Annotated in this window: 19 protein-coding genes; all 19 read left to right on the top strand. The window is 69.3% G+C overall.

Features of this window, described 5'->3' with window-relative positions; all coding sequences use genetic code 11:
• The first annotated feature begins 216 nt into the window (after window positions 1-216).
• Window positions 217-1,047 carry a sigma factor-like helix-turn-helix DNA-binding protein gene (locus IZR01_RS29955; protein ID WP_194925829.1) on the top strand — a complete coding sequence of 277 codons (831 nt, stop codon included), beginning with the start codon at window positions 217-219 and terminating at the stop codon, window positions 1,045-1,047.
• A 111-nt stretch (window positions 1,048-1,158) separates the two neighbouring features.
• Window positions 1,159-1,551, top strand: coding sequence for a pilin (locus IZR01_RS29950; protein ID WP_228560513.1), 393 nt, complete (start codon window positions 1,159-1,161; stop codon window positions 1,549-1,551).
• A 72-nt stretch (window positions 1,552-1,623) separates the two neighbouring features.
• Window positions 1,624-1,971: a hypothetical protein gene (locus IZR01_RS29945; protein ID WP_194925828.1), complete on the top strand. Its 348-nt coding sequence runs from the start codon at window positions 1,624-1,626 to the stop codon at window positions 1,969-1,971.
• Window positions 1,972-2,227: 256 nt separating this feature from the next.
• Window positions 2,228-3,736, top strand: a complete 1,509-nt coding sequence (locus IZR01_RS29940) for a TrbL/VirB6 family protein (protein WP_194925827.1) — start codon at window positions 2,228-2,230, stop codon at window positions 3,734-3,736.
• Window positions 3,737-3,742: 6 nt separating this feature from the next.
• Complete coding sequence (locus IZR01_RS29935; protein ID WP_194925826.1) at window positions 3,743-4,627, top strand: PrgI family protein; 885 nt, start codon at window positions 3,743-3,745, stop codon at window positions 4,625-4,627.
• Window positions 4,628-4,693: 66 nt separating this feature from the next.
• Window positions 4,694-6,514: a VirB4 family type IV secretion system protein gene (locus IZR01_RS29930; protein WP_369125503.1), complete on the top strand. Its 1,821-nt coding sequence runs from the start codon at window positions 4,694-4,696 to the stop codon at window positions 6,512-6,514.
• Window positions 6,514-9,042 carry a type IV secretory system conjugative DNA transfer family protein gene (locus IZR01_RS29925; protein ID WP_194925824.1) on the top strand — a complete coding sequence of 843 codons (2,529 nt, stop codon included), beginning with the start codon at window positions 6,514-6,516 and terminating at the stop codon, window positions 9,040-9,042. The genes IZR01_RS29930 and IZR01_RS29925 overlap by 1 nt, the downstream gene beginning before the upstream one ends.
• Window positions 9,043-9,136: 94 nt before the next feature.
• Window positions 9,137-9,997, top strand: coding sequence for a replication-relaxation family protein (locus IZR01_RS29920; RefSeq protein ID WP_194925823.1), 861 nt, complete (start codon window positions 9,137-9,139; stop codon window positions 9,995-9,997).
• Window positions 9,998-10,055: 58 nt separating this feature from the next.
• The gene (locus IZR01_RS29915) at window positions 10,056-10,727 is read left to right on the top strand and encodes a C40 family peptidase (RefSeq protein WP_194925822.1); all 672 of its coding nucleotides are present in this window, start codon (window positions 10,056-10,058) and stop codon (window positions 10,725-10,727) included.
• A gap of 446 nt (window positions 10,728-11,173) precedes the next feature.
• The gene (locus tag IZR01_RS29910; RefSeq protein WP_194925821.1) at window positions 11,174-11,704 is read left to right on the top strand and encodes a DUF6197 family protein; all 531 of its coding nucleotides are present in this window, start codon (window positions 11,174-11,176) and stop codon (window positions 11,702-11,704) included.
• Between the two features lie 93 nt (window positions 11,705-11,797).
• Window positions 11,798-12,022 carry a hypothetical protein gene (locus IZR01_RS29905; RefSeq protein WP_194925820.1) on the top strand — a complete coding sequence of 75 codons (225 nt, stop codon included), beginning with the start codon at window positions 11,798-11,800 and terminating at the stop codon, window positions 12,020-12,022.
• Between the two features lie 179 nt (window positions 12,023-12,201).
• Entirely contained in the window at window positions 12,202-12,597 is a 396-nt protein-coding gene (locus IZR01_RS29900; RefSeq protein WP_194925819.1) for a hypothetical protein, read from the top strand.
• Between the two features lie 173 nt (window positions 12,598-12,770).
• Window positions 12,771-13,862, top strand: coding sequence for an AAA family ATPase (locus IZR01_RS29895; protein ID WP_323747138.1), 1,092 nt, complete (start codon window positions 12,771-12,773; stop codon window positions 13,860-13,862).
• Window positions 13,863-13,946: 84 nt separating this feature from the next.
• Window positions 13,947-15,779: a VWA domain-containing protein gene (locus tag IZR01_RS29890; protein ID WP_194925817.1), complete on the top strand. Its 1,833-nt coding sequence runs from the start codon at window positions 13,947-13,949 to the stop codon at window positions 15,777-15,779.
• Between the two features lie 76 nt (window positions 15,780-15,855).
• Window positions 15,856-16,437, top strand: coding sequence for a hypothetical protein (locus IZR01_RS29885; RefSeq protein WP_194925816.1), 582 nt, complete (start codon window positions 15,856-15,858; stop codon window positions 16,435-16,437).
• Window positions 16,438-16,907: 470 nt separating this feature from the next.
• Entirely contained in the window at window positions 16,908-17,699 is a 792-nt protein-coding gene (locus tag IZR01_RS29880) for a hypothetical protein (RefSeq protein ID WP_194925815.1), read from the top strand.
• Window positions 17,700-17,731: 32 nt separating this feature from the next.
• Window positions 17,732-18,280, top strand: a complete 549-nt coding sequence (locus IZR01_RS29875; RefSeq protein ID WP_194925814.1) for a hypothetical protein — start codon at window positions 17,732-17,734, stop codon at window positions 18,278-18,280.
• A complete protein-coding gene (locus IZR01_RS29870; RefSeq protein ID WP_194925813.1) occupies window positions 18,277-18,561 on the top strand; it encodes a hypothetical protein in 285 nt (94 codons plus the stop codon). Before IZR01_RS29875 ends, IZR01_RS29870 begins: the two co-directional genes overlap by 4 nt.
• A gap of 219 nt (window positions 18,562-18,780) precedes the next feature.
• Complete coding sequence (locus tag IZR01_RS29865; protein WP_194925812.1) at window positions 18,781-19,026, top strand: hypothetical protein; 246 nt, start codon at window positions 18,781-18,783, stop codon at window positions 19,024-19,026.
• Window positions 19,027-19,460: the final 434 nt, after the last annotated feature.

Below are 19,460 nucleotides of genomic sequence, written 5' to 3'. Positions count from 1 at the left end.
CCGGTCGCAGGCCAGGTCGCGGCGCCTGGGCCTGTCGTTCAGGGCGCCCGCGCCGGCCATCGCGAGCCTCGCATCTCCCGACAGCCCTCTGTTTCGCCGCGCGCATTTCAGGACCCGATAAGGACCGGATCAGGGCCTGGCCAGTGTCCGGTCAGGCCCTCGTCAGGAGGGCCGCGACCCCGAAAGCAACTCATCCCCAGCTTTCGGGAGCACCCCATGACAGACACCTGCGTCACCGCCTCCGCCACCGTCGTGACCGAGACGGATCCCCTCTGCGATTCCACCGCGCTGTGCTCCACCTCTCCGCTGCACGCGGTCGAGACCGCGTTCGCCGCCCTGTCGCTCGGCGAGGCGCCGCTGACGCTCCCGGCCGCGCTGCTCGGCGAGGCCGCCCCAGCCGGCGCCGACCAGCTCACGCTCGCTGAGCTGCGGGATCTCATGGCTGCCAAGGCCTCGCCGCTGTCGCCGGAGGCACGAGACGCGGTGTGGGCCGAGCTTGTCCACCGCTCCCGCACGATCGGGGCGGTATGGACGGTGGCGGCCTGCGGTATGGCGCTGCCGGCGCTACGGAAGCTGGCTGCCGGTTATGCCCGAAGCTTCGACGGGCTGACCGAGGATCTGGACGCCGAGATCCTCACCGGGTTCCTGGATCGTCTGGCGGTCGTCGAAATCGGCAAGGCGGGGATTTTCCCCGACCTGTGGTGGGCGGCGCGGCGGGCCGCCAGCCACACCGCCGCCGCCGAGATCGACTTCACGCGCCACACCACGGGATTCGTCTCCGCACCGCCGCCGGCTCCGGTAGGTCACGAGGACCTGGTACTGGCCCGCGCCTGCCGGCACGGCGTGATCACCGCGGAGGATGCCGAGCTGATCGGCATGACTCGGCTCGACGGCAAGCCCCTGGCCGAGGCCGCCGAACTGCTCGGCGCGTCGAGGAACGCGGTGAAGATCCGTCGGCAGCGGGCCGAGGCCCGCCTGGTGGCGTGGATCGCCGGCCGACGCGTCCCGAACCAGACCGCCCTGGCCCGCAGCCGCGGCCGTGCATGAGCTCCCCGCCATCCGAGTGAACCCGGCCATCGGTTTCGACCCCGCCCGAGCCTGAGCCCGCTGCCTTCGTGTGTGAGGCACCACCAACCCCGAGCTGGAAGGACCATCACGATGGGCCACCACACCACAACCAGAACCGGCAGCCGGATTCGCACCAGCGACCCCGCCCGCTCCATGCGCGCTGCCGGGCTTCTCGTTGCCTCCGCCGCCTTCGCGGTATCCGCCGCGACCCGCGCCCACGCCGACACCGGGCACGTCGTGCTCGCTGCGGCAACCCTGGACCAGGTCATCGGGAACATCCGTACCTGGCTGATCGGGCTGCTCGCCGCGCTCGCCACGACCTTCCTGACGATCGGCGGCGTGAAGTACCTGATCGCCGGCGGAGACCCCGGCGAAGTCGAGAAGGCCAAGAACGCCCTGCGGTCCGCCGCTATCGGCTATGGGCTGGCGATCCTCGCGCCGGCCCTGGTCGGCATCCTGCAGCACATCGTCGGCGGCAGCTGATTGACCAGGACGGCCCCAGCACCTTCACACCTTCCCCCACTGAACCTCTCGCCATCTTGGAGGAGTCCCCTCATGTCTTATTCCGTCCGTCGTTCCCTGGTCGCCGTCGCCGCCGCCTGCACTCTGGGCCTGTTGGCGGTCGTACCGTTCACCTTGGCCTCCGACGTCCGCAGGCCGGTCGCGCCGCCGATGGCAGCCCGAAGCGTGATCGTCGTTCATGACGCCGTGCCGGTTCCGGATTCCGTCCGCGCCTCCGGTATCGACTGGCTGAACGCGTACCTGGCTGCCGAGGCCCTGGCCACCAAGCCCGCAGCCACGATCGTCATTCCCGGTCCGGCCGAGGTGACGGGCACGATCGATCCGGCAGACATGGACTGGCTGGAGCGCTTCGCTGCCGCATCCGCGACGGCCGAGCAGTGACATGCGTCCGGCCACCTTTCGCGCCGGCCAGGGGTTGCTACTGGCCGGCGCGGCCGCCGCCATCGTGCTGCTCACGGCGGGCGCGGCCTGCGCCGACCCGCCAACGCCAAGCCCTGCTCCGGCGCCCGCGCCGGCACTACCCTCTTTGAACCCTGGCATCTACGGTCCGCTGGTTGGTGGCGGGACGATGGCCCCGCCGCCGGCCATGGGCCCAGGTCTAGCACCAGCCGGGGGTTCGGACCCGTCGTGGTGGGACGTGCCCGGTCAGATCGAGAAGGCGATCGACACCTGGCTCGGGAACCTGGTCAAATCAGCCCTCGAACCGGTTCTGCGGCTGATCGGCAACACCCTGCTGTCGTCCCCCGACATGTCCGACGGCCGGATCGCGCAGATCTGGACCGGCGTCCTGATCACCACCAATACCCTGTACGTGCTCTTCGTCCTGGCGGGCGCAGTCATCGTCATGAGCCATGAGACGGTGCAGACCCGCTACAGCGTGAAGGACATCGCCCCGCGCCTGGTGCTCGGGGCGATCGCCTCCAACGCCTCGTTGTGGGCGATCTCCCAGACGGTTTCCCTCGGCAACGCCCTGGCCGCCGCGCTGACCAACGGGAAGCTATCGGCCGAGGGGATCGGATCGCGACTCACTTCCCTGGTCGTTGACAAGATCTTCCTGCCGTCGGGGACCACGCAGTTGTTCCTGGTGTTGCTCGGCGGCGCGGTCGCGGTGTTGGGGATCGCGCTGCTGGTCACCTGCCTAATCCGGGCCGCCGTGCTGCTCACCCTCACCGCCGGGGCACCGCTGGCGCTGGCCTGCCACGCGCTGCCGCAAACCGATGGCCTCGCGCGGCTGTGGTGGCGAGCGATCATCGGCTGCCTGGCCACGCAGGTGCTTCAAGCTCTCGTCCTCGTCATCTGCGTGCAGGTGTTTCTAGACCCGAACGCCGACACGATCCTCGGTTTGCCCTCCGGCGGCGGTTTGGTGGACCTGCTGCTATGCCTGGTGCTGCTGTTCGTCCTCGTCAAGATCCCCATCTGGACCACCAGGGTCGTGCTCGGCCGCCGCGCCATGGGCGCCACCATCGCCGGACGCCTTGCGCGCTCATTCCTGTACTACAAGGCGTTCACGACGATCCGCGGCCGCAGCGGCGGACCGTCTCCGCGACGCGCTGGCACGTCAGGCGCCTGGGTCAATCACCAACGGCCAGGACCGCCCCCTCCGGGTACCGGTATGGCCCCGTACCAGGGACCGCGCCCTGGCGGCGGGGGCGGGCTCGGCGGATGGCAGCCGCGACCGGAGACAGTCACCGCAACCGCGACCGTCGCCTCCGACCAGTCGCCGCCGAACGCAAACGGGGCCGCCGACGGTCCGCGACCGCCCCGACCACACGGCCCGCCTGCGCCGACGCCGCTGGGGCCGGTCCGTCGCCCACTGGCACTTCCGGTCGGCCAGACCGTCCGCCGCGACCGGCAGCACCAGGCCTTCACCGCGGCCCCTGCCAAGCGTGGCAAGCAGTACGGGCTGTTCCCGCCGGTCGCCAAAACCGGACCGGCCACGCCACGCCAAGCGGAGTCCCCGTCGACGGCACCACGTCCGGTCTCGCGACTTAAACACGAGCCACTGTTCCCGAACCCGGCGCCCCGCAAGCGGGCCTCGAGGCCGGACCCGCTGCCGCTGGCGGTGCAGTTCCTCGCACCGTCCGACCACACGCCTCGGCGCACCCGCCCTAGTCCTCCGCCCGCCCCATCCGAGAAACGGAGTTGATCGAGCATGTCGGAAGACCGCCACGGCTACACCGTCCGCATCCCCCAGAATCTCAGCGCCCCAGACAAGATCGTGTTCGGTGCCACTGCCCGGCAATGTCTGATCCTCGGCGGTGCGGCCGTCGGCCTGTGGCTGACTTGGCTCGCGGTACATGAGTTGGTGCCGCCGCTGCTGTTCGCCGCCGCGGCCGGGCTGCTCCTGCTGTTGCTCGGGATCGCCGTCACCGCCGAACGCGACGGCATCGGCCTGGATCGGCTGCTCACCGCCGCACTCCGGCAGAGGCTGACGCCGCGCCGCCGCGTTATGGCCCCCGAGGGCATCAGCACGCCGCCGACGTTCCTGAACGAGGCGCTTCGCGGGCAGAACCTGCCGCCTGTCGCACCGCTTGACCTGCCTGTTCAGGGCGTCGGTGATGGCGGGGTCGTCGATCTGGGCCCGAATGGGGCCGCGGCGATCGGCGCCTGTTCGACAGTGAACTTCGGGCTGCGGACCCCGGCCGAGCAGGAGTTGCTGGTCGGCGGGTTCTCCCGGTGGCTGAACTCGCTGACCGGACCGGTGCAGATCACCTCGCGCACCACCTGCGCCGACCTGAACGCCCAGGTCACCGCCTTGCGAACATCCGCTGCCAGCCTCGCACACCCGCTGTTGGAGGCCGCCGCGCTGGACCACGCCGACTTCCTGACACGCGTCGACGACTCCGGCGCGGTGTTGCACCGCAATCTGCTGATCACCGCACGCGAGCCAGACCCCGCGCACACCCCGCGTGCCGTTCGGCGGATCACCGACGCCGCAGCAGCCTTATCCGCCGCAGAGATCCACGTCGCCCCGCAGGACACACGCAACGCCCATGCCGTCCTGAACACCGCCCTCGACCCCGAAACCTACCGCTGAACCCGACCTGATCGGAGCCTGAAATTGCGTACCTCGACCACCGTCGTGGCCTCTGCGACGTCCCTACTGCCCCTCGGGACCAAACCTCGAAGCGGCAGCCGCGATGCAGTCGGCCTGGGACCGTCCAGTCTGAGCGTGCGAACAAGGACCCTGGTGATCGGCGAGGGCACACACGCCGCAACGTTCGCCGTCGCCGGATACCCGGCCGAGGTCGGCAACGGCTGGCTGGAGCCACTGCTGTCCTACCCCGCGAGGATCGACGTCGCCCTCCACGTCGAACCGGTCCCCGCACCGGTCGCGGCCGACCGGCTACGCAAGCAGCGTGCCCGCATCGAGTCGGGACGCCGGCAATCCGCCGAGCGCGGCCGCCTGGACGATCCGGTCACCGAATCGGCCGCGGCCGACGCCCGCGAACTCGCCTACCGCGTCGCCTGCGGCGAAGGCCGGCTGTTCGACGTCGGCGTCTATCTCACCGTGTTCGCCGACGGTGAGGATGAGCTTGCCGAGACCGTGGCCGGGGTGAAGTCCATGGCCGAGGGAATGCTGCTGCACCTGGTCCCGGCGACGTTCCGCACCGTGCAGGGCTGGTGCACGACGCTGCCTTTGGGCCTGGACGCGCTGAAGATCCGGCGCACGTTCGACACCGACGCGCTGGCCGCGTGCTTCCCCTTCACCTCCGACCAGCTCACGCAGGTCGCCGCTTCGACGACGCCGGTTTTGCTCGGAGTGAACGGCACCGGTGCCGGGCTGGTGTGCTTCGACCGCTGGGCCTTGGACAACCACAACTCTGTCGTCCTGGCCCGCTCCGGCGCCGGCAAGTCCTACCTCACCAAACTCGACATCCTGCGATCCCTCTACCAGGGCGTTCAGGTGCTCGTCGTCGACCCTGAACAGGAATACGTGCGACTTGCGCAGGCCGTCGGAGGCACCGTGATCGAACTCGGAGCACCGGACGTCCGGATCAACCCTTTCGACCTGCCGGCCGCCGGAGATCTGTCGAGCGATGCTGTGAAGCGGCGGGCCCTGTTCGCTCACACCGTGGTCGCGGTCCTGCTCGGCGCCGAGCTGACCGCCTCGGAGCGCGCGGCGCTGGACACTGCGATCCTCGCCGCTTACGAGCAGGCCGGGATCACCGGCGATGTCCGCACGCACACCCGGCCAGCCCCGACTCTCGTCGACGTCGCGGAGATCCTTGCCGCCTCGGACTCAGCGAAGGCAAGGTCGCTGGCCGAGCGACTCGCCCCGCACACCACCGGGTCCTTCGCAGGCCTCTTCGACGGCCCGACCACCACGACGGCCGACGGCCACCTGGTTGTGTTCGCGCTCAAGCACCTGCCCGAGGAGTTGAAAGCGGTCGGAACGCTACTGGTCCTGGATGCGATCTGGCGTCAGGTATCCTCGCCGCAGCCCCGGCGGCGGTTGTGCGTGGTGGACGAGGCCTGGCTGCTGATGCGCGAGCCAGCCGGAGCCCGGTTCCTGTTCCGCATGGCCAAGGCCGCACGCAAACACTGGGCCGGACTCGCCGTCATCACCCAGGACGCCGCCGACCTGCTCGGCACCGACCTCGGACAGGCCGTCGTCGCCAACGCCGCCACCCAGATCCTGCTCCGTCAGGCCCCACAGGCCATCGACCAAGTCACCACAGCCTTCCGCCTATCCGCAGGCGAGCGGGCATACCTGCTCTCCGCTGTACAGGGCAGCGGCTTAATCGTCTGTGGCACCAGCCGGGCGGCATTCCACGCCATCGCCTCGGAGCAGGAGGGGTTCCTAGCTGAGACCAACCCAGCCGTCCTGGCCCGACTCGCCGTCACCGACGAGGACACTCCCGGCAGCGGACAGACAACCGACATCCGTCCTAGCTCCGATTCCGAAGGTGAGGTGTTGTGATGTCTGCCCTCATTCCCGTCGCCGACCCGGCACCACCAACGCCGGGCACCGGTGTGCCCCACGGCCCGCTGGTGACGTTCCTGACTGACCCAAACGTCTTCGTCACCCACATGTGGAACGGTCTCGCGTCGTTGTTCACAGCGGACTGGCCGGTGGCCGCTCCATCCGCCGTCGCGGTTTCCGGACTCCTATCCGGGACACGGCTTGTCCTGCGCGCGCGGCACCGTCGGCTAATGGCCACCGGTGCCCGCCTTGTGTCGGTGCAATTGCCGCCGCAAGTCGGAGCGGACAGCGCGGCGAAGTTCTGGTCGCACCTGCACGCTGTGCTGCGCCCCAGGTGGCGGCGCCTACTCGACGGCCAGCCACACCTGGCGTTCGAATACTGCTTCACCGAACATGGGACGACAATCGGCATCTGGGCACCAGGCGTCATCCCGCCCGGTGTACTGGAGTCCGCAGTGGAATCCGCCTGGCCCGGCGCACGCACCACGGTCCTCAAACCCGCCCCCGCACCCGTCCCCGTCTCCGCGGTCGCGATGTCCGGAGGCCGTTTGCGGCTGGCCCGAACCCAGGTACTGCCGCTCGCGGTAAAGCACGACTCCGACCCACTGCGGGCGCTGCTCGGCGCCGGCGCTGCCTTGAATCCCGGCGAGCACGCAGCCGTGCAGGTCCTCGCCCGCCCAGCCACCGGACGCATCCTGCGCGCCATGCGCCGCCAGATCAACCGCATGCGCGCCAGAACCGTAGGAATCCGCCGCACCAACGGGCGAACTCTCGCCTACGCCACCCTGGACGAGCTAACCCTCGGCATGGGACACGCTCCCGCGCCATTCGGCATTCGAACGGACCCAGTCGCCGCCGCCGAACTACGCGCGGCCGTCACGAAAACCACCGGGTCACTGTGGCAGTGCGAGATCCGCTACGCCGCCACGACCGTCAGCGCCGCATCACCTGATCAAGCACGCGGGCGGCTGCGCGGGGTCTCCGGCGCGCTCGCGGCATCGTTCGGTGTGTATGCCGAGCGGAACTGGTGGGCCAGACGACGGCTGCACCACTCTGCCGCCGCGCTATCACGTCGGCATTTCAGCGGCGGGGACCTGCTGAACATCGCCGAACTCGCCGCGGTGGCACACCTGCCGTTCGATCCTTTCGCATACGGCATCACCCGCGCCGGAGCCCGCACTGTCGCTCCGCCGCCGGCGGTCCCGACCAACGGCGCGGCGAAGCCGCTGGGCGACGCGGACGCAGGGCCCTCGCGTCCGGTCGGGCTCAAAGTCGTCGATGCTCGTCGACACATCCACCTCCTCGGCTCCACCGGCTCTGGGAAGTCGACGCTGATGGCGAACATGATCCTGGACGACGTCGCCGCGCGACGAGGTGTGGTGGTCATCGACCCGAAGGGCGACCTGGTCGCCGATGTGCTGGAGCGGCTGCCAGAGTCCGCCGGGCGGCGGGTCGTCGTCATCGACCCCACCGGACCAGGGCCACGTCCGACATTGAACGTCCTTGCCTCTGTCGGCGGGGATACCGAGTTGCTGGCGGAGAACCTGGTCGGGATCTTCCGACGGACGTTCTCCGCGCACTGGGGCCCGCGCACCGACGACGTGCTACGTGCCGCGATCCTCACCTTGCAGGCCACCGCCGAGGCCAAAGTGCTGGCGAGAGTGAAGACTCCGACCCTGGCCGACATCCCGGACCTGCTGACCAGCAATGCGGTGCGACGCAGGATCCTGTCCCAACTCCCGGCCGAGCAAAAAGTGCTGCGCGGCTTCTGGGATGCCTATGGCGTGTTGTCGGAGGCTGGCCGGTCCGCGATGATCGCGCCGCTGCTGAACAAGCTGCGGGCGTTCCTGCTACGCGACTTCGTCCAAACGACTATCGGCGACCCCGCCTCCACCATCGACCTGCGCGAGATCCTCGACGGCGGGATCCTGCTGGCCCGACTGCCCAAGGGCGTACTCGGGGAGGAGACCGCGCGGCTGCTCGGCTCGTTCATCGTCGCCGCCACCTGGCACGCCGCCTCCGCACGCGCCAAATCCGGCGAGGGCGCCCGCATTGACGCCAGCCTGGTCTTGGATGAGGCGCACAACTTTCTCGGGATGCCGATCCCGATGGAGGACATGCTCGCCGAAGCCCGTGCCTACCGGCTGGGACTGGTGATCGCTCATCAGAACCTCGCGCAGATGCCGACTGATCTTCGCGAGGGCATCAGCGCGAACGCCCGCAACAAGGTGTTCTTCACCTGCTCCCCGGAGGACGCCCGCGCCGTGGCCACGCATGTTGCTCCGCAGCTGACCGAGCACGACCTCGCGCATTTGGGCGGCTTCCAAGCCGCCGTCCGGCTGTCCGTGGACGGCGCCGCCGTCCCGGCGTTCACCATGCGGACCCGGCCCCTGCCTCCGGCGGTCCCCGGACGTGCCGAGCGGATCAGGGCCCTGGCCGCCGTCGCCACCGCGGTCCGCCGCGAACAGATCGAACACGCCGACACCCACGACGCCGGTAGCGATGCCGAGCGGCAAGCCGCCTGATCAAGCCCCAGCACATCCCAGCCCACCTGCGGGGGCGGCCCGGAGACCGTCCTGGACCGCCCCCCGCAGGGTACTTCAGCGAAGGAAGGCATCCATGACGAAGACCGCCCGCCGGCCCCGCCCCAACCCCGACGCGGACATCACCAGCCGCATCACTTCCCGCGACGCGACCATGCTGCGCCTGATCGCCGAACACCGCGTACTCACCACCCATCAACTCACCGCCGCGCTGTTCTCCGACCCCGGCAAAGCCCGACAGCGCATCGGGATCCTGCGCACGGCTGGACTGATCGAGACCTTCCGGCCGCCGTCCGCCTCCGTGGCGCCACTACATTGCGTTGCCACTGCCAAGGCCGTGAAGCTGCTCGGCTACAGCGGCGACACCGCGCCGATGCCGCCGACCGGTGCAGGTCAGGCGGCCACCGCCGCCGCGCTACGCCCCGACCTCAACCACCTGCGCGGCGTCAACGAGTTCTTCTGCCAACTGATCGCTCACGCCCGAACCAGACCGGAATGCTCGTTGGAGGAGTGGCGCTCGGAGTGGTCCACCGCCCGTCTGTTCCCCGGCCGCGTCCGCCCCGACGGCTTCGCACGCTGGCGCCACGGCGGGCAATGGTGCGAGTTCTTCCTCGAATACGACACCGGCACCGAGCCTCTGCACCGGCTGGCCGCCAAGATTTCCGGCTACGCCGACCTCATGCACACTGCCGACACCTGCTCCCCCGTGCTGTTCTGGCTGCGCACACCCGGCCGCGAACAGCACTTGCACGCGCTACTCGCCCGCACCGGCTCCGGAGTCCCGGTCGCCACCGCTGTCGGCGACCCCACCGACGCTGACATCTCCACGGCCGTCTGGCAGCCGGCATTCACGAACGAAGCCCGGTACACCCTGGCCGGGCTCGGCCAGGCCGCCTGCGACCACCTCGGCGTCCCGCACCGGCAACACGTCCTGTGAACACCGCCGACAACTGACGCCACATCCGCCACCGCCACGAGCAGGAGGAGCCGCTGCCATGACCGCACCTGCCCGCCTCGCCGCCGCCATGGCGGCGGCCTTTCTGATGCTCATCGTCCTGATCTCAGCAGCCGCCTCGGCCGTCACCGCAGCGGTCACAAGCCCCCTCGCCGGGCTCTGGCACGCCGTGACCGGTGACCCCGGCAAGACCCAGACCATGTTCGGCGCATCCGATTACATGAACCTCATCGCCACCGCCGAGCACGACGCTCCAAGCCCCCAGGCCGCAGCCGCCATCGCATTCGCCGCCGCACAGATCGGGCGCCCATACATCTGGGGTGGAACCGGGACAAACAATCCCGACGCCGGATATGATTGTTCTGGACTCACGCAGGCCGCTTACAAGTACGCCCGAGTCGATATCCCGAGAGTTGCCACCGCACAATACGAGGCAGGCAGTAAAGTCGAATTGCAAAGTCTCGAACCCGGAGACCTCGCCTTCTACGGCGACCCCAGCTTCGCCCACCATGTCGCCATCTACCTCGGAACAGTCCACGGCATCCCGGCCGTCCTCAACGCCCCGGCGCCCGGCGAAGTGGTCCGACTCGACCCCCTGACGGCCGGCGGCGACCTCTTCGCCGCGACGAGACCCGCGCCGCCCGTCACGGACCTACACACGCCCTCCCTCACAAATCCGCACACGATCCCCCTCACGCCAGCGCCGTCCTGAACAAGGCCTGAAAGGCCAGGTCAAGGCCACTTTTCAGGTCCCGCGCGGCGGGCCGACGATCGTGATTACCACGATTGACATCACTGCCCGCCCGGCCGCGACGGCTACTCCACAAACCCGTCCGCTTCGCTGCTTCCAGCCTCGCCCCCAATCTGTATCTCAGACACCCCATACACCTCGACACACCCACGCCGACACGGCAGACCGCCCCTGGGCGCACGCCGCGTCAGGGTACGCATGGGCATGCCGGCGGAAGTGGGTAAAGGCGAATCGGCAATCATCGCAGAACCATGGAATGGTTGCAAAAACCCGTGCTCCGAATGGGTGAATAAATGGCCGTTTCGCGCTTGGTTCAGGGTGTCTATCGAGATATCTTGGGTACATCAAGAAGTGAGGGGCGAAACGGACATTCCGAATCGCCTAATAGACGGAAGGGATTCCAAAAAATGGGAGCCACGATCGTGGATCCGGCCAGGTTGGTCCTAGCTGATGCCGCCGACCTGATCGAAACGCGCGGATGGGACCGTACGGCACACCCGTACGCGCCGGGTTACCCGACAGTGCCATACGCGCCGGATTTCACCGGCAAGGTGTCCGTCCGTGGCGCGCTGGAGGTCGCCAGCCGTACCCGCGACTGGGGGAGCCTGGGTCACTCAGACGCCGCAGATGACGGGGTGTGTGCGCTGGCGTCTTACGTGATCGACACGGTGTTCGTCGCCGTGCATTCGGTCATGGTCACCGACTGTCGGACGTGCACACAATGCCGTGAGCACAGGCACCAGCCGCTGGTCCTCATCGGCGATCAGGAATGCCCGAACGGCTGCGCGCTGTGCGATGAGCATATGGACCTGACCAATCCGCACGGTCAGCACACGCTTGCGACGGAAGACGTCGTCGATACCTGGGAGTCTTACATGCCCCATCAGCGTGACGTGATCTCAGGTCTGCGCGCGGCCGCGGCGCGCCCTGAGCTGTAGCTGTGCCCTGGCGGCGGGAATAGGCCCCCGCCGCCAGGAATCAGGCCCCGACCATCCAGCACAACCCGTCGAAAGATCAGCAAGGAGTCTGTCGTGAACCCTGACGCCATTATCGCGCAGCTGCGGGAGTTGGCCGCGACCGCCACGCGGGCCGCGAAGTCCCCCGCCCCATCGTGCGGCAGCACCTGCCCGCACGCCTACCGCGCCGAAGCCATGGCCGCGCGGTTCACCGAGATCGACGCGATCATGTCGCACAGCGGACGCATGCCTCGGGCGTGGTCAACGCTGTTCGTCCCCGCGCAGCGCGACCCGCGCTAACGGCACCCGCGCGGCTGACGTACCTGCCGCGCCCCTGAACCGGCCGCCGGGCCGCCCCCTTCCCCGACTGCCCGGCCCGGCGGCCGCCGTATCACCAAACCCCTGATCTGTGCCTTCGGGGCGGAGCCATGCCGGAAACCGGCTGCCCGCCGCTGAAAACCACCATTCGGAGCCACACCATGGCCAAACCCCCGCCTGCCCTCGCGCACCCGTTCCCGCTGGACCCAGAACGGCTCGGCCCGTGCCTGACCGCCTGCGGGTTCACCCGCCACCTGATCGACGACTACCCCGGATCGGTCGGGCGTGGTCCGGCGATCGTCCACCTCGCGCAGCCCGGCCACACGGTCGCCGTCATCGAATCGACCGACCCGAACGACGCCACCGGCCGCGTCTACACCGAGCTGGTGGTCTTCCCTGCCGGAGCCCGGCGCCTGGTCCTGGCCGGCGGCCCTGTCGAACGTGTGCACGCACAGGTCTTCGACGTCACGTTCGGCTCGAACACCCCGCCCGCCGTGATCCATGCCGCTGCCGTAGCCGCACTGACCGTGCGCCCGGCGCCTGAACGCTGCCGCTGAACGCCCCGCGACCGTCCGACAGACCACCGACTTTGGGAGCCACCCCGAACATGAGCACCACCAGCACGAAGACCTCGTCCGCCCCGCCTGTGCCGCGCGCTCGGCTCGCACCCGGAAGGCTGCGCGCCTGCGCGGCGGCTCACCTGGCAGCGTCGCCCCGGGAAGATTTCACCGTGACGCAGGTCGCCCGCGCGCTGTCCGCGTCCGGCGGCGCGGTCGGCAATGCCCTGATGGCCCTGGCAGTCACCGGGTACGCACGGATGACCAGCGAGTCACCACGCCGCTTCCGCGCCACCGAGCTGACCGCAGCTGTTGCCTCGGCCGCGCCGGTCGCGGGTCCCGCCCCTGCCCGCCGCGCCAAGCCAGTGAAGAAGGCGGCTGCGAAGAAGCCCGCCGCCGCAGCGAGCACAGCCCCGGCCCTCACACCGACAGCCCCGGCAACGGTCCTGAAACTGGCGGACATGCCCAAACCCGGCCCGATCACGCGGCCGAACGGCCAGACCTACCATCCGCGTGTCCTAAGCGGGCATCCGGACGTCAACGTCCTGCGGGCGCTACGCAACGCAGGCATCCCGGCCATGCTCTACGGCCCGCCCGGCACCGGCAAGACGTCCATGGTCGAGGCCGCATTCGACGACCTGATCACCGTAGCCGGGGACAACGAGACTTCGGTCGGGGACCTGCTCGGGGAGTACACCCAGAACCCTGACGGCACCTACAGCTTCGCCTACGGCCCGGTGGTGCGTGCGATGCGTGAGGGCCGCGCACTGCTGATCGATGACGCGACGCTCATCGACGCGAACGTGCTCGCAGCCTTGTACAGCTGCCTCGACGGCCGCCAGGAGGTCGTCATCAAGGCGCACAAGGGCGAAGTCGTCACAGCCGCCGATGGCTTCTATGTCTGCGCAGGTCATAACCCAGGGGCTCACGGAGCCATCCTCACCGAGGCCCTGGCATCAAGGTTCTACTTCACTGTCAAGGTCTCCTCGGACTGGGACGTGGCCACTCACCTCGGCGTCGCCCCGACGGCCATCACCGTGGCGAAGAACCTGGCCAAGCAGGCAGCGGCCGGTGAGGTGACCTGGCACCCGAACCTTCGGGAACTGCTGGGCTTCGCCAAGGTCGCCGAGGTACTGGGCGAGCAGATCGCGTTCGCGAACCTAGTCGGCTCCGCCCCGGTCGAAGACCGCGACACCGTCGCACAGGTCGTCTCGGCCGCTATCGGCCGCCCCGTCGCTGCGCTGGCCCTTGGTACGCGTATCTGATCGCGCGGGCCGGGCGCGCAGACATCGCGCCCGGCCCACCCCCACCGTAGCCAACCAACCCCATCTGATCCGCTGGAGCCTGCCTTGAGCACCACGCACGTTTCCCCGGCCGAACCCACCGCCGCCCCGGCCGACGCCGTGTTCCTCGGCCCTGACCTTCCCCCAACCCTGGCCGCACGTCGCCGCACCGATGACGCCCTGTGGCTCCCGGTGTCGGCCGAGCTGACCGAGGCGGTCGCGCCGATCGCGAACCGGGACGACCTGATCGTGTCAGCCGTCACCGCGACGCGCTCCGGCGCGAAGGCGAACTTCATCATGCCGACCGCCACCGTGGAGGTAGCCCGCTCCGCGTTCGGCACTGTGGACCCCGCCACCCTGCGACCGTCACGGCCGAACGACCGCTACCGCTACCCGGCCGCGTTCGGCTCCCTGGTCCATGAAGCAGCACACGCCGCGCACTCCACCTGGGTCCCGGCCGACGTCACCGGACGCGCCCAGCCAGCGGTCATCGACGCCGCCGACCTGCTGGACGAGGCTCGGATCGAAGCCGCACACCTCCGGCACCGCCCGGACGACGAGCTGTGGCTCCGAGCGGCCGTCACCACGATCGTGTGGCCGGAGCTGTCCGCCGAGGGAATCACCTCGCGCCGCGCCGCCGCACAAGCCGCCGCACTGGTACTGGCACGCAGGGACGCCGGAGTCCTGTACACCCGGGAGGTAGCGCCGATCCGCGAAGCAGTCCAGGCCATCCTCGGCGCCCACACCCTGTCGCAACTCGAAGAAATCTGGCGCCGCGTCCTGGTTCTCGCAGACGACGATGTGGCCGGGATCCTCGCAGCCGGTGAAGCCTGGTGCCGCACGGTCGGCACCGACACCAAGCCGGAAGGCGCGCCCGGCGGCGGGACTGGTTCCTGCGCACCCGGCACCGGGCGGGCCAGTGATGGATCCGAAGCCCCCGGTGACACGGCGGCCGAGCGCCTGGCAGCAGCGATCTCCGAGGCAGGCGCACGGATCAACGCGAACGTCACAGCCTCCACATCCGTCATCGCAGCAGCCGCGCAGGCCAAGGCCGAAGCCGAGATCGAAGCCAAGACCGCGCGGATTGAGGCGGCCAAGGTGTTCTCCCGCACCCACGAAGGCAAGCGGGGCACTTCACGCCGCTCCCCAGTGACCGGGACCCGACCACCCACGGCGGCCGAACGCGGCGCAGCCGCCGCACTGGCCAAAGCGCTGCGCGCCGCCTCCGTGCGCGACCGGTCAGCGATCCGCACCCAGGCCGAACTCCCACCGGGCCGCCTACGGATGCGCGGCGTGATGGCCCGCGACGCACAGCGCGCGGCCGGGGCCATGCCGACCGCCAAGCCGTTCACCACGACCATGCGCCGCTACACCGATCGTCCGCCACTGCGAGTCGGGATCGCGGTCGACGTATCCAGTTCCATGACAAAGGTCACCGAGCCGCTCGCCTCAGCCGCATGGATCCTGACCCGCGCCGTTACGGCCGCCGACAGCGCATCGAAGACCGCGACCGTCGCCTTCGGCGACACCGTAACCGCGATCACCAGGCCCGGCACCGCTCCCGCGAAGGTGACCGAATTCCGTGCCATCTGCGGCACCGAGGAGTTCACCCGCGCCGTCGGCGCCCTGGACCTGAAGCTCGGCCTATCCCGCCCCGGCGCGGCCCGTCTCCTGGTCGTCGTATCAGACGGCGTATTCCGCACCGACCAGACCAAGGCCGGACGCACACAGCTCAAAGCCCTGACTGACACCGGATGCGCAGTGTTGTGGCTCACCCTCGGAACCGCCCGAGCCACCCGTGACATCGGCGGCATCCGCTTCCTCACCCTGACGGACCCGACCAGCGCCGCCGCCGAAATCGGCGAGGCAGCCCTCGCCGCTCTGACCGCCGCCCGCTGACGTCCACCGGCGGCCCGCCGCGAGCTCCGGGCCGCCGCCCTTCCTCTTCCGCCTGCTTCGAAAGGCACTGATTCCGATGACCACCACCAACACCACGCGCCGTGACGTTCCATCTCCGTCGGCCACCGCCCTAGCCCGAGCCCTGCTCGACAACGGCTGGCAGCTAGCGAGTGTGGCCGTGCGCGTCATCCACATCGCTTCCCTGACCGACGGCTCCGGCCTCACGGTCGCGGTGTCGTCCGAGGCCGGCCGAGTCCGTCTCGACTTCGACTCCGAATACCGCTACCTCCGCGACGGCCTGTCACGCCTGGCATGGCACGCCGAAGCCAGCCGCGAACTATCCATCGAAGTCCTGGCCGCCGTCACCAGCGCCAACACCGCCGCCACCGTCGACGACCCCACCGAAGTCGCCGACCAGTTAACTACCGCCGGATGGTCACAGCCCTACCCGCTGGAACAGAAATGGATCAGCCCCGACCAGGACCGCGAAGTCGTATTCATCGACGACGAACTCGAAGACACGCCGCTGCCCTGGGAGGTCCGCTGCAAAGCAGGACGCCCGATCACCATCCACGCCAGCGCCGACACCCCAGCCGCCGTGATCGTCGCCCTCGCACTCACCACCGCACCGGCGCATGCCGCCACCGGCAAGAGCTGACCGCCCCTCCAATCCCCCGGCGGGCGCGCGAGTGGCTCCCCGCGCCCGCCGGGCCCTCAAACTGATCGAAAAGCCCCTGTTGAACAACATCTCCGCTCGACATTTGCATGCGGCAGTGGGTCGCTGCCTCTCCTCGAGCGGCCGGATTCGCTGATGCCACGCTCGAACTGAGCACCAGCGTGGTGGCGCTGACCGCCACGTCAGCGCGCTCGGCAGCACTGGTGCGCATCCGTCCCCCAGCAAAAGCACGCGACACGCCTTCGTCACGCTGATCAGCGCAAGCTGCCGCCGCCACCGGTCTCGTGGCTGGCGGACACACCTCGGTGCTGACGTCTCGGCACCGGTCATCACCGCCTTCGCCCACGCGGCCTTGTCCGCACCGATGCCCTGCGAGGGCGTGCTGTCAGCCGAGTGACCCGCGATCCCCGACGAACATCCCGCATCCCTCTACGGCAAGGAGCAACGCACCCATGATCCGCACCCCTGCTGCGACCAGCCTGCAACTGGCCCGCGCCGAAGCCCTCGGCAAAGCCCTCACCCATCACGGCTGGACTGGCCGCCGCGAACCACAAGACAAGCATCCCGGCGCGATCGGCGCCACCGCGCATGCCCGCAGCGGCGTCCGAACCCTGATCCTCACGCTTGGCGGGCACCGCGGCCAGATGATCGAGATCACCGCCGAAGCCACGACCGGGTACCGCGGGGCAGCCGGTCGCCGAGTCCGCGAAGTGAAACCGTCCTGGCGGCTGACCGCATACGACGCACCTACCGACGCAATCCTCGCCGCCGCGACCGCCGCCCTCGACAAACGGCCGGGCCCAAACCCGCTGGAGTACGTTGGCTGGACGGTCGAGCATGCCCTCACTCGGAACGTTGATGGCAGTGCCCCGCCATACCCCGCCGACGCGGCAACGCCGAAGCGCACGAAGGTTCGCGCTACCCGGTTCATCCGCCCCGACGGCTCGCTGATCGCCACCTTCCACGTCCCCACCTACACCCCACCGTGCGAGCGGTGCAGCCACCACGGCGAGCTCGGTGATACCGGCGGCTGGAACATCATCGGACCCGGATTCACCGTCGAGGCCACCGCACACACCCCAGGCCCAGTCATCGGTGCGTTCACCCGTGCCCTGCCCGGTAATGGCCCAGGCCAGGCTGCCGCAACGCCAAACTCGCCGACCGTCAGGCCACGACAGCGCGCAAAGAACATCCCCGCCGAAGCAACCATGCCCGGCGCGCTGCTGACCGTAGCGGTGTGCTGATGCCTACTCCACTGTTCGGGACTCAGCGTGCCGTGGGCGAGGAGTTGCTTGCCGCCGGCTGGCATGCCTCGTCGATCGCAGTCGGCTCCGAGATCGGCTCGGCGTGGGTGTTGTTCGACCCGTCAAGGCTCATCAGGGTTCACATGCGCGCCGACCTGGCTAACGTCATGGCCGAGGTCAGCACCACTCACCAGCCCGGCAGACCATTGAAATCGCTCCTGTGGACGCTGACTGTTCACCATTCCCCAGCTGCATCCTTGATCACGGCGCTGCGTGCGGCCCCCGGCGTGTCTGAAAGCGGCACAAGCCGTGACCGGCGTGCCATCGCTGGCGCGCTCACGGCAGCCGGAATGCGCCCGGACCGGTCCCGGCTGGCCCGCGTCCTGTCCGGCACCACCGTCTGGCGTAGCCCCGACCGCCAGACCCAGGCCACCTGGACCGCGCCGCACCGCGCACATACCGGGGGCTGGCAGATCCTCACGCCCGCGACACATCTGGACGCCACACCCGGCACCCCAGCCGCCGTCCTGACGCCGCTCATCAACGCCTCCTCGACGACGTGTAAGGAAGCCCAGCAGTGACGGCAGCATATTCCCACGGCCAAGAGGCGATGCTGGCCTACCTCGCCGGAGACGACGGCGTCCAGGCCGCGGCGGCCCAGATCTGGCAGGCCACCGGAGACCTGCTCAGCGCCCAACGGGCCCTCGAAACCGCCACCGACGCCTACACCCAAGCGATCACCGACACCGGTATCCCCACCGAGCACATCGACCGCCTCGGCGCCGCACTCATCCTGCGCCTCAACCGCCAACAGTTACTCAAGGAGACCGAGAACACCGGCCGGGGCGAACCACCAGCGTGACCCCCTCTCAAACCGCAGGCCAGCCGAGCGCCCTGGGCACGTGACGCCCCGCCGACAGCGCTAAACCCTGGCCGAGGTCCTCACCCCGGCACGGCACTGACCCGGATCACGATCTGCGAGACCGCTGCAGAGGACTTCCTAGCTCCAGCACGGACCACACGCATCACCCGGTTCCCAAGCCTCGCCGAGGTCGAGCTGCTGGAGCTGGCAGACCAGCTGATGCGCCGCGCCTGCCGGATCATCCAGCCCCCTGACCCCCGCGACCGTAAGGACGAACCGATGCTTCTCTCAATCTGCCTCGCCGTCATCATCATCGGACTGATGCCCTCTGTCTTCCTGATTGGCCAGCTGTCAGCGGTAGTGGTCATGGCCCGCTACTACGGCAAGCCGCCGCCGAACTGGACCGCCGCCATCGGCCTGCTGCAGGCTGCTCGCCGCGGTGAGCAGGCCGACGGCGATTCGTGACCGCCGCGCCGCTATCCAAGCCGATGGCCTACCCGGACGCGCGGCTTGATCCCGGATATCCGCGCCGAATAGACGAGCACCTCGGCGCCGCACTCAGCCTGAGCCTCGGCCAGCATCGGCTACTCAACGGAACCGAGAACACCGGCCGGGGCGCCAAAGCCACCAGCGTGAACCCCCTGCCAACGCGCATCCCAGCCGCACGGACGACGGATGAGCGAGGCGAGACCGCACCGACGCCGATCAAGACGACCCGCCCGCCCGCCGTACAGACGAGACACCGCACCCAAGACCGTCCTGCCCCCACATACTCAGAGGGCGGGCTGTAAGTTAATGCCCGTTTTGCCGTTGGCTGCGGGTTAGGGTTGCTGGTCGGCGGCCGGTTCGGCGGTCGGCGGGTGTGCGAGGGTGAACAATCCCGGTTCGTTCTCGACGAC

This window comes from Catenulispora pinisilvae (assembly GCF_015356865.1).
GTDB classification, from domain to species: Bacteria; Actinomycetota; Actinomycetes; order Streptomycetales; family Catenulisporaceae; genus Catenulispora; species Catenulispora pinisilvae.
This window is presented reverse-complemented; position numbering and strand designations above follow the sequence as displayed.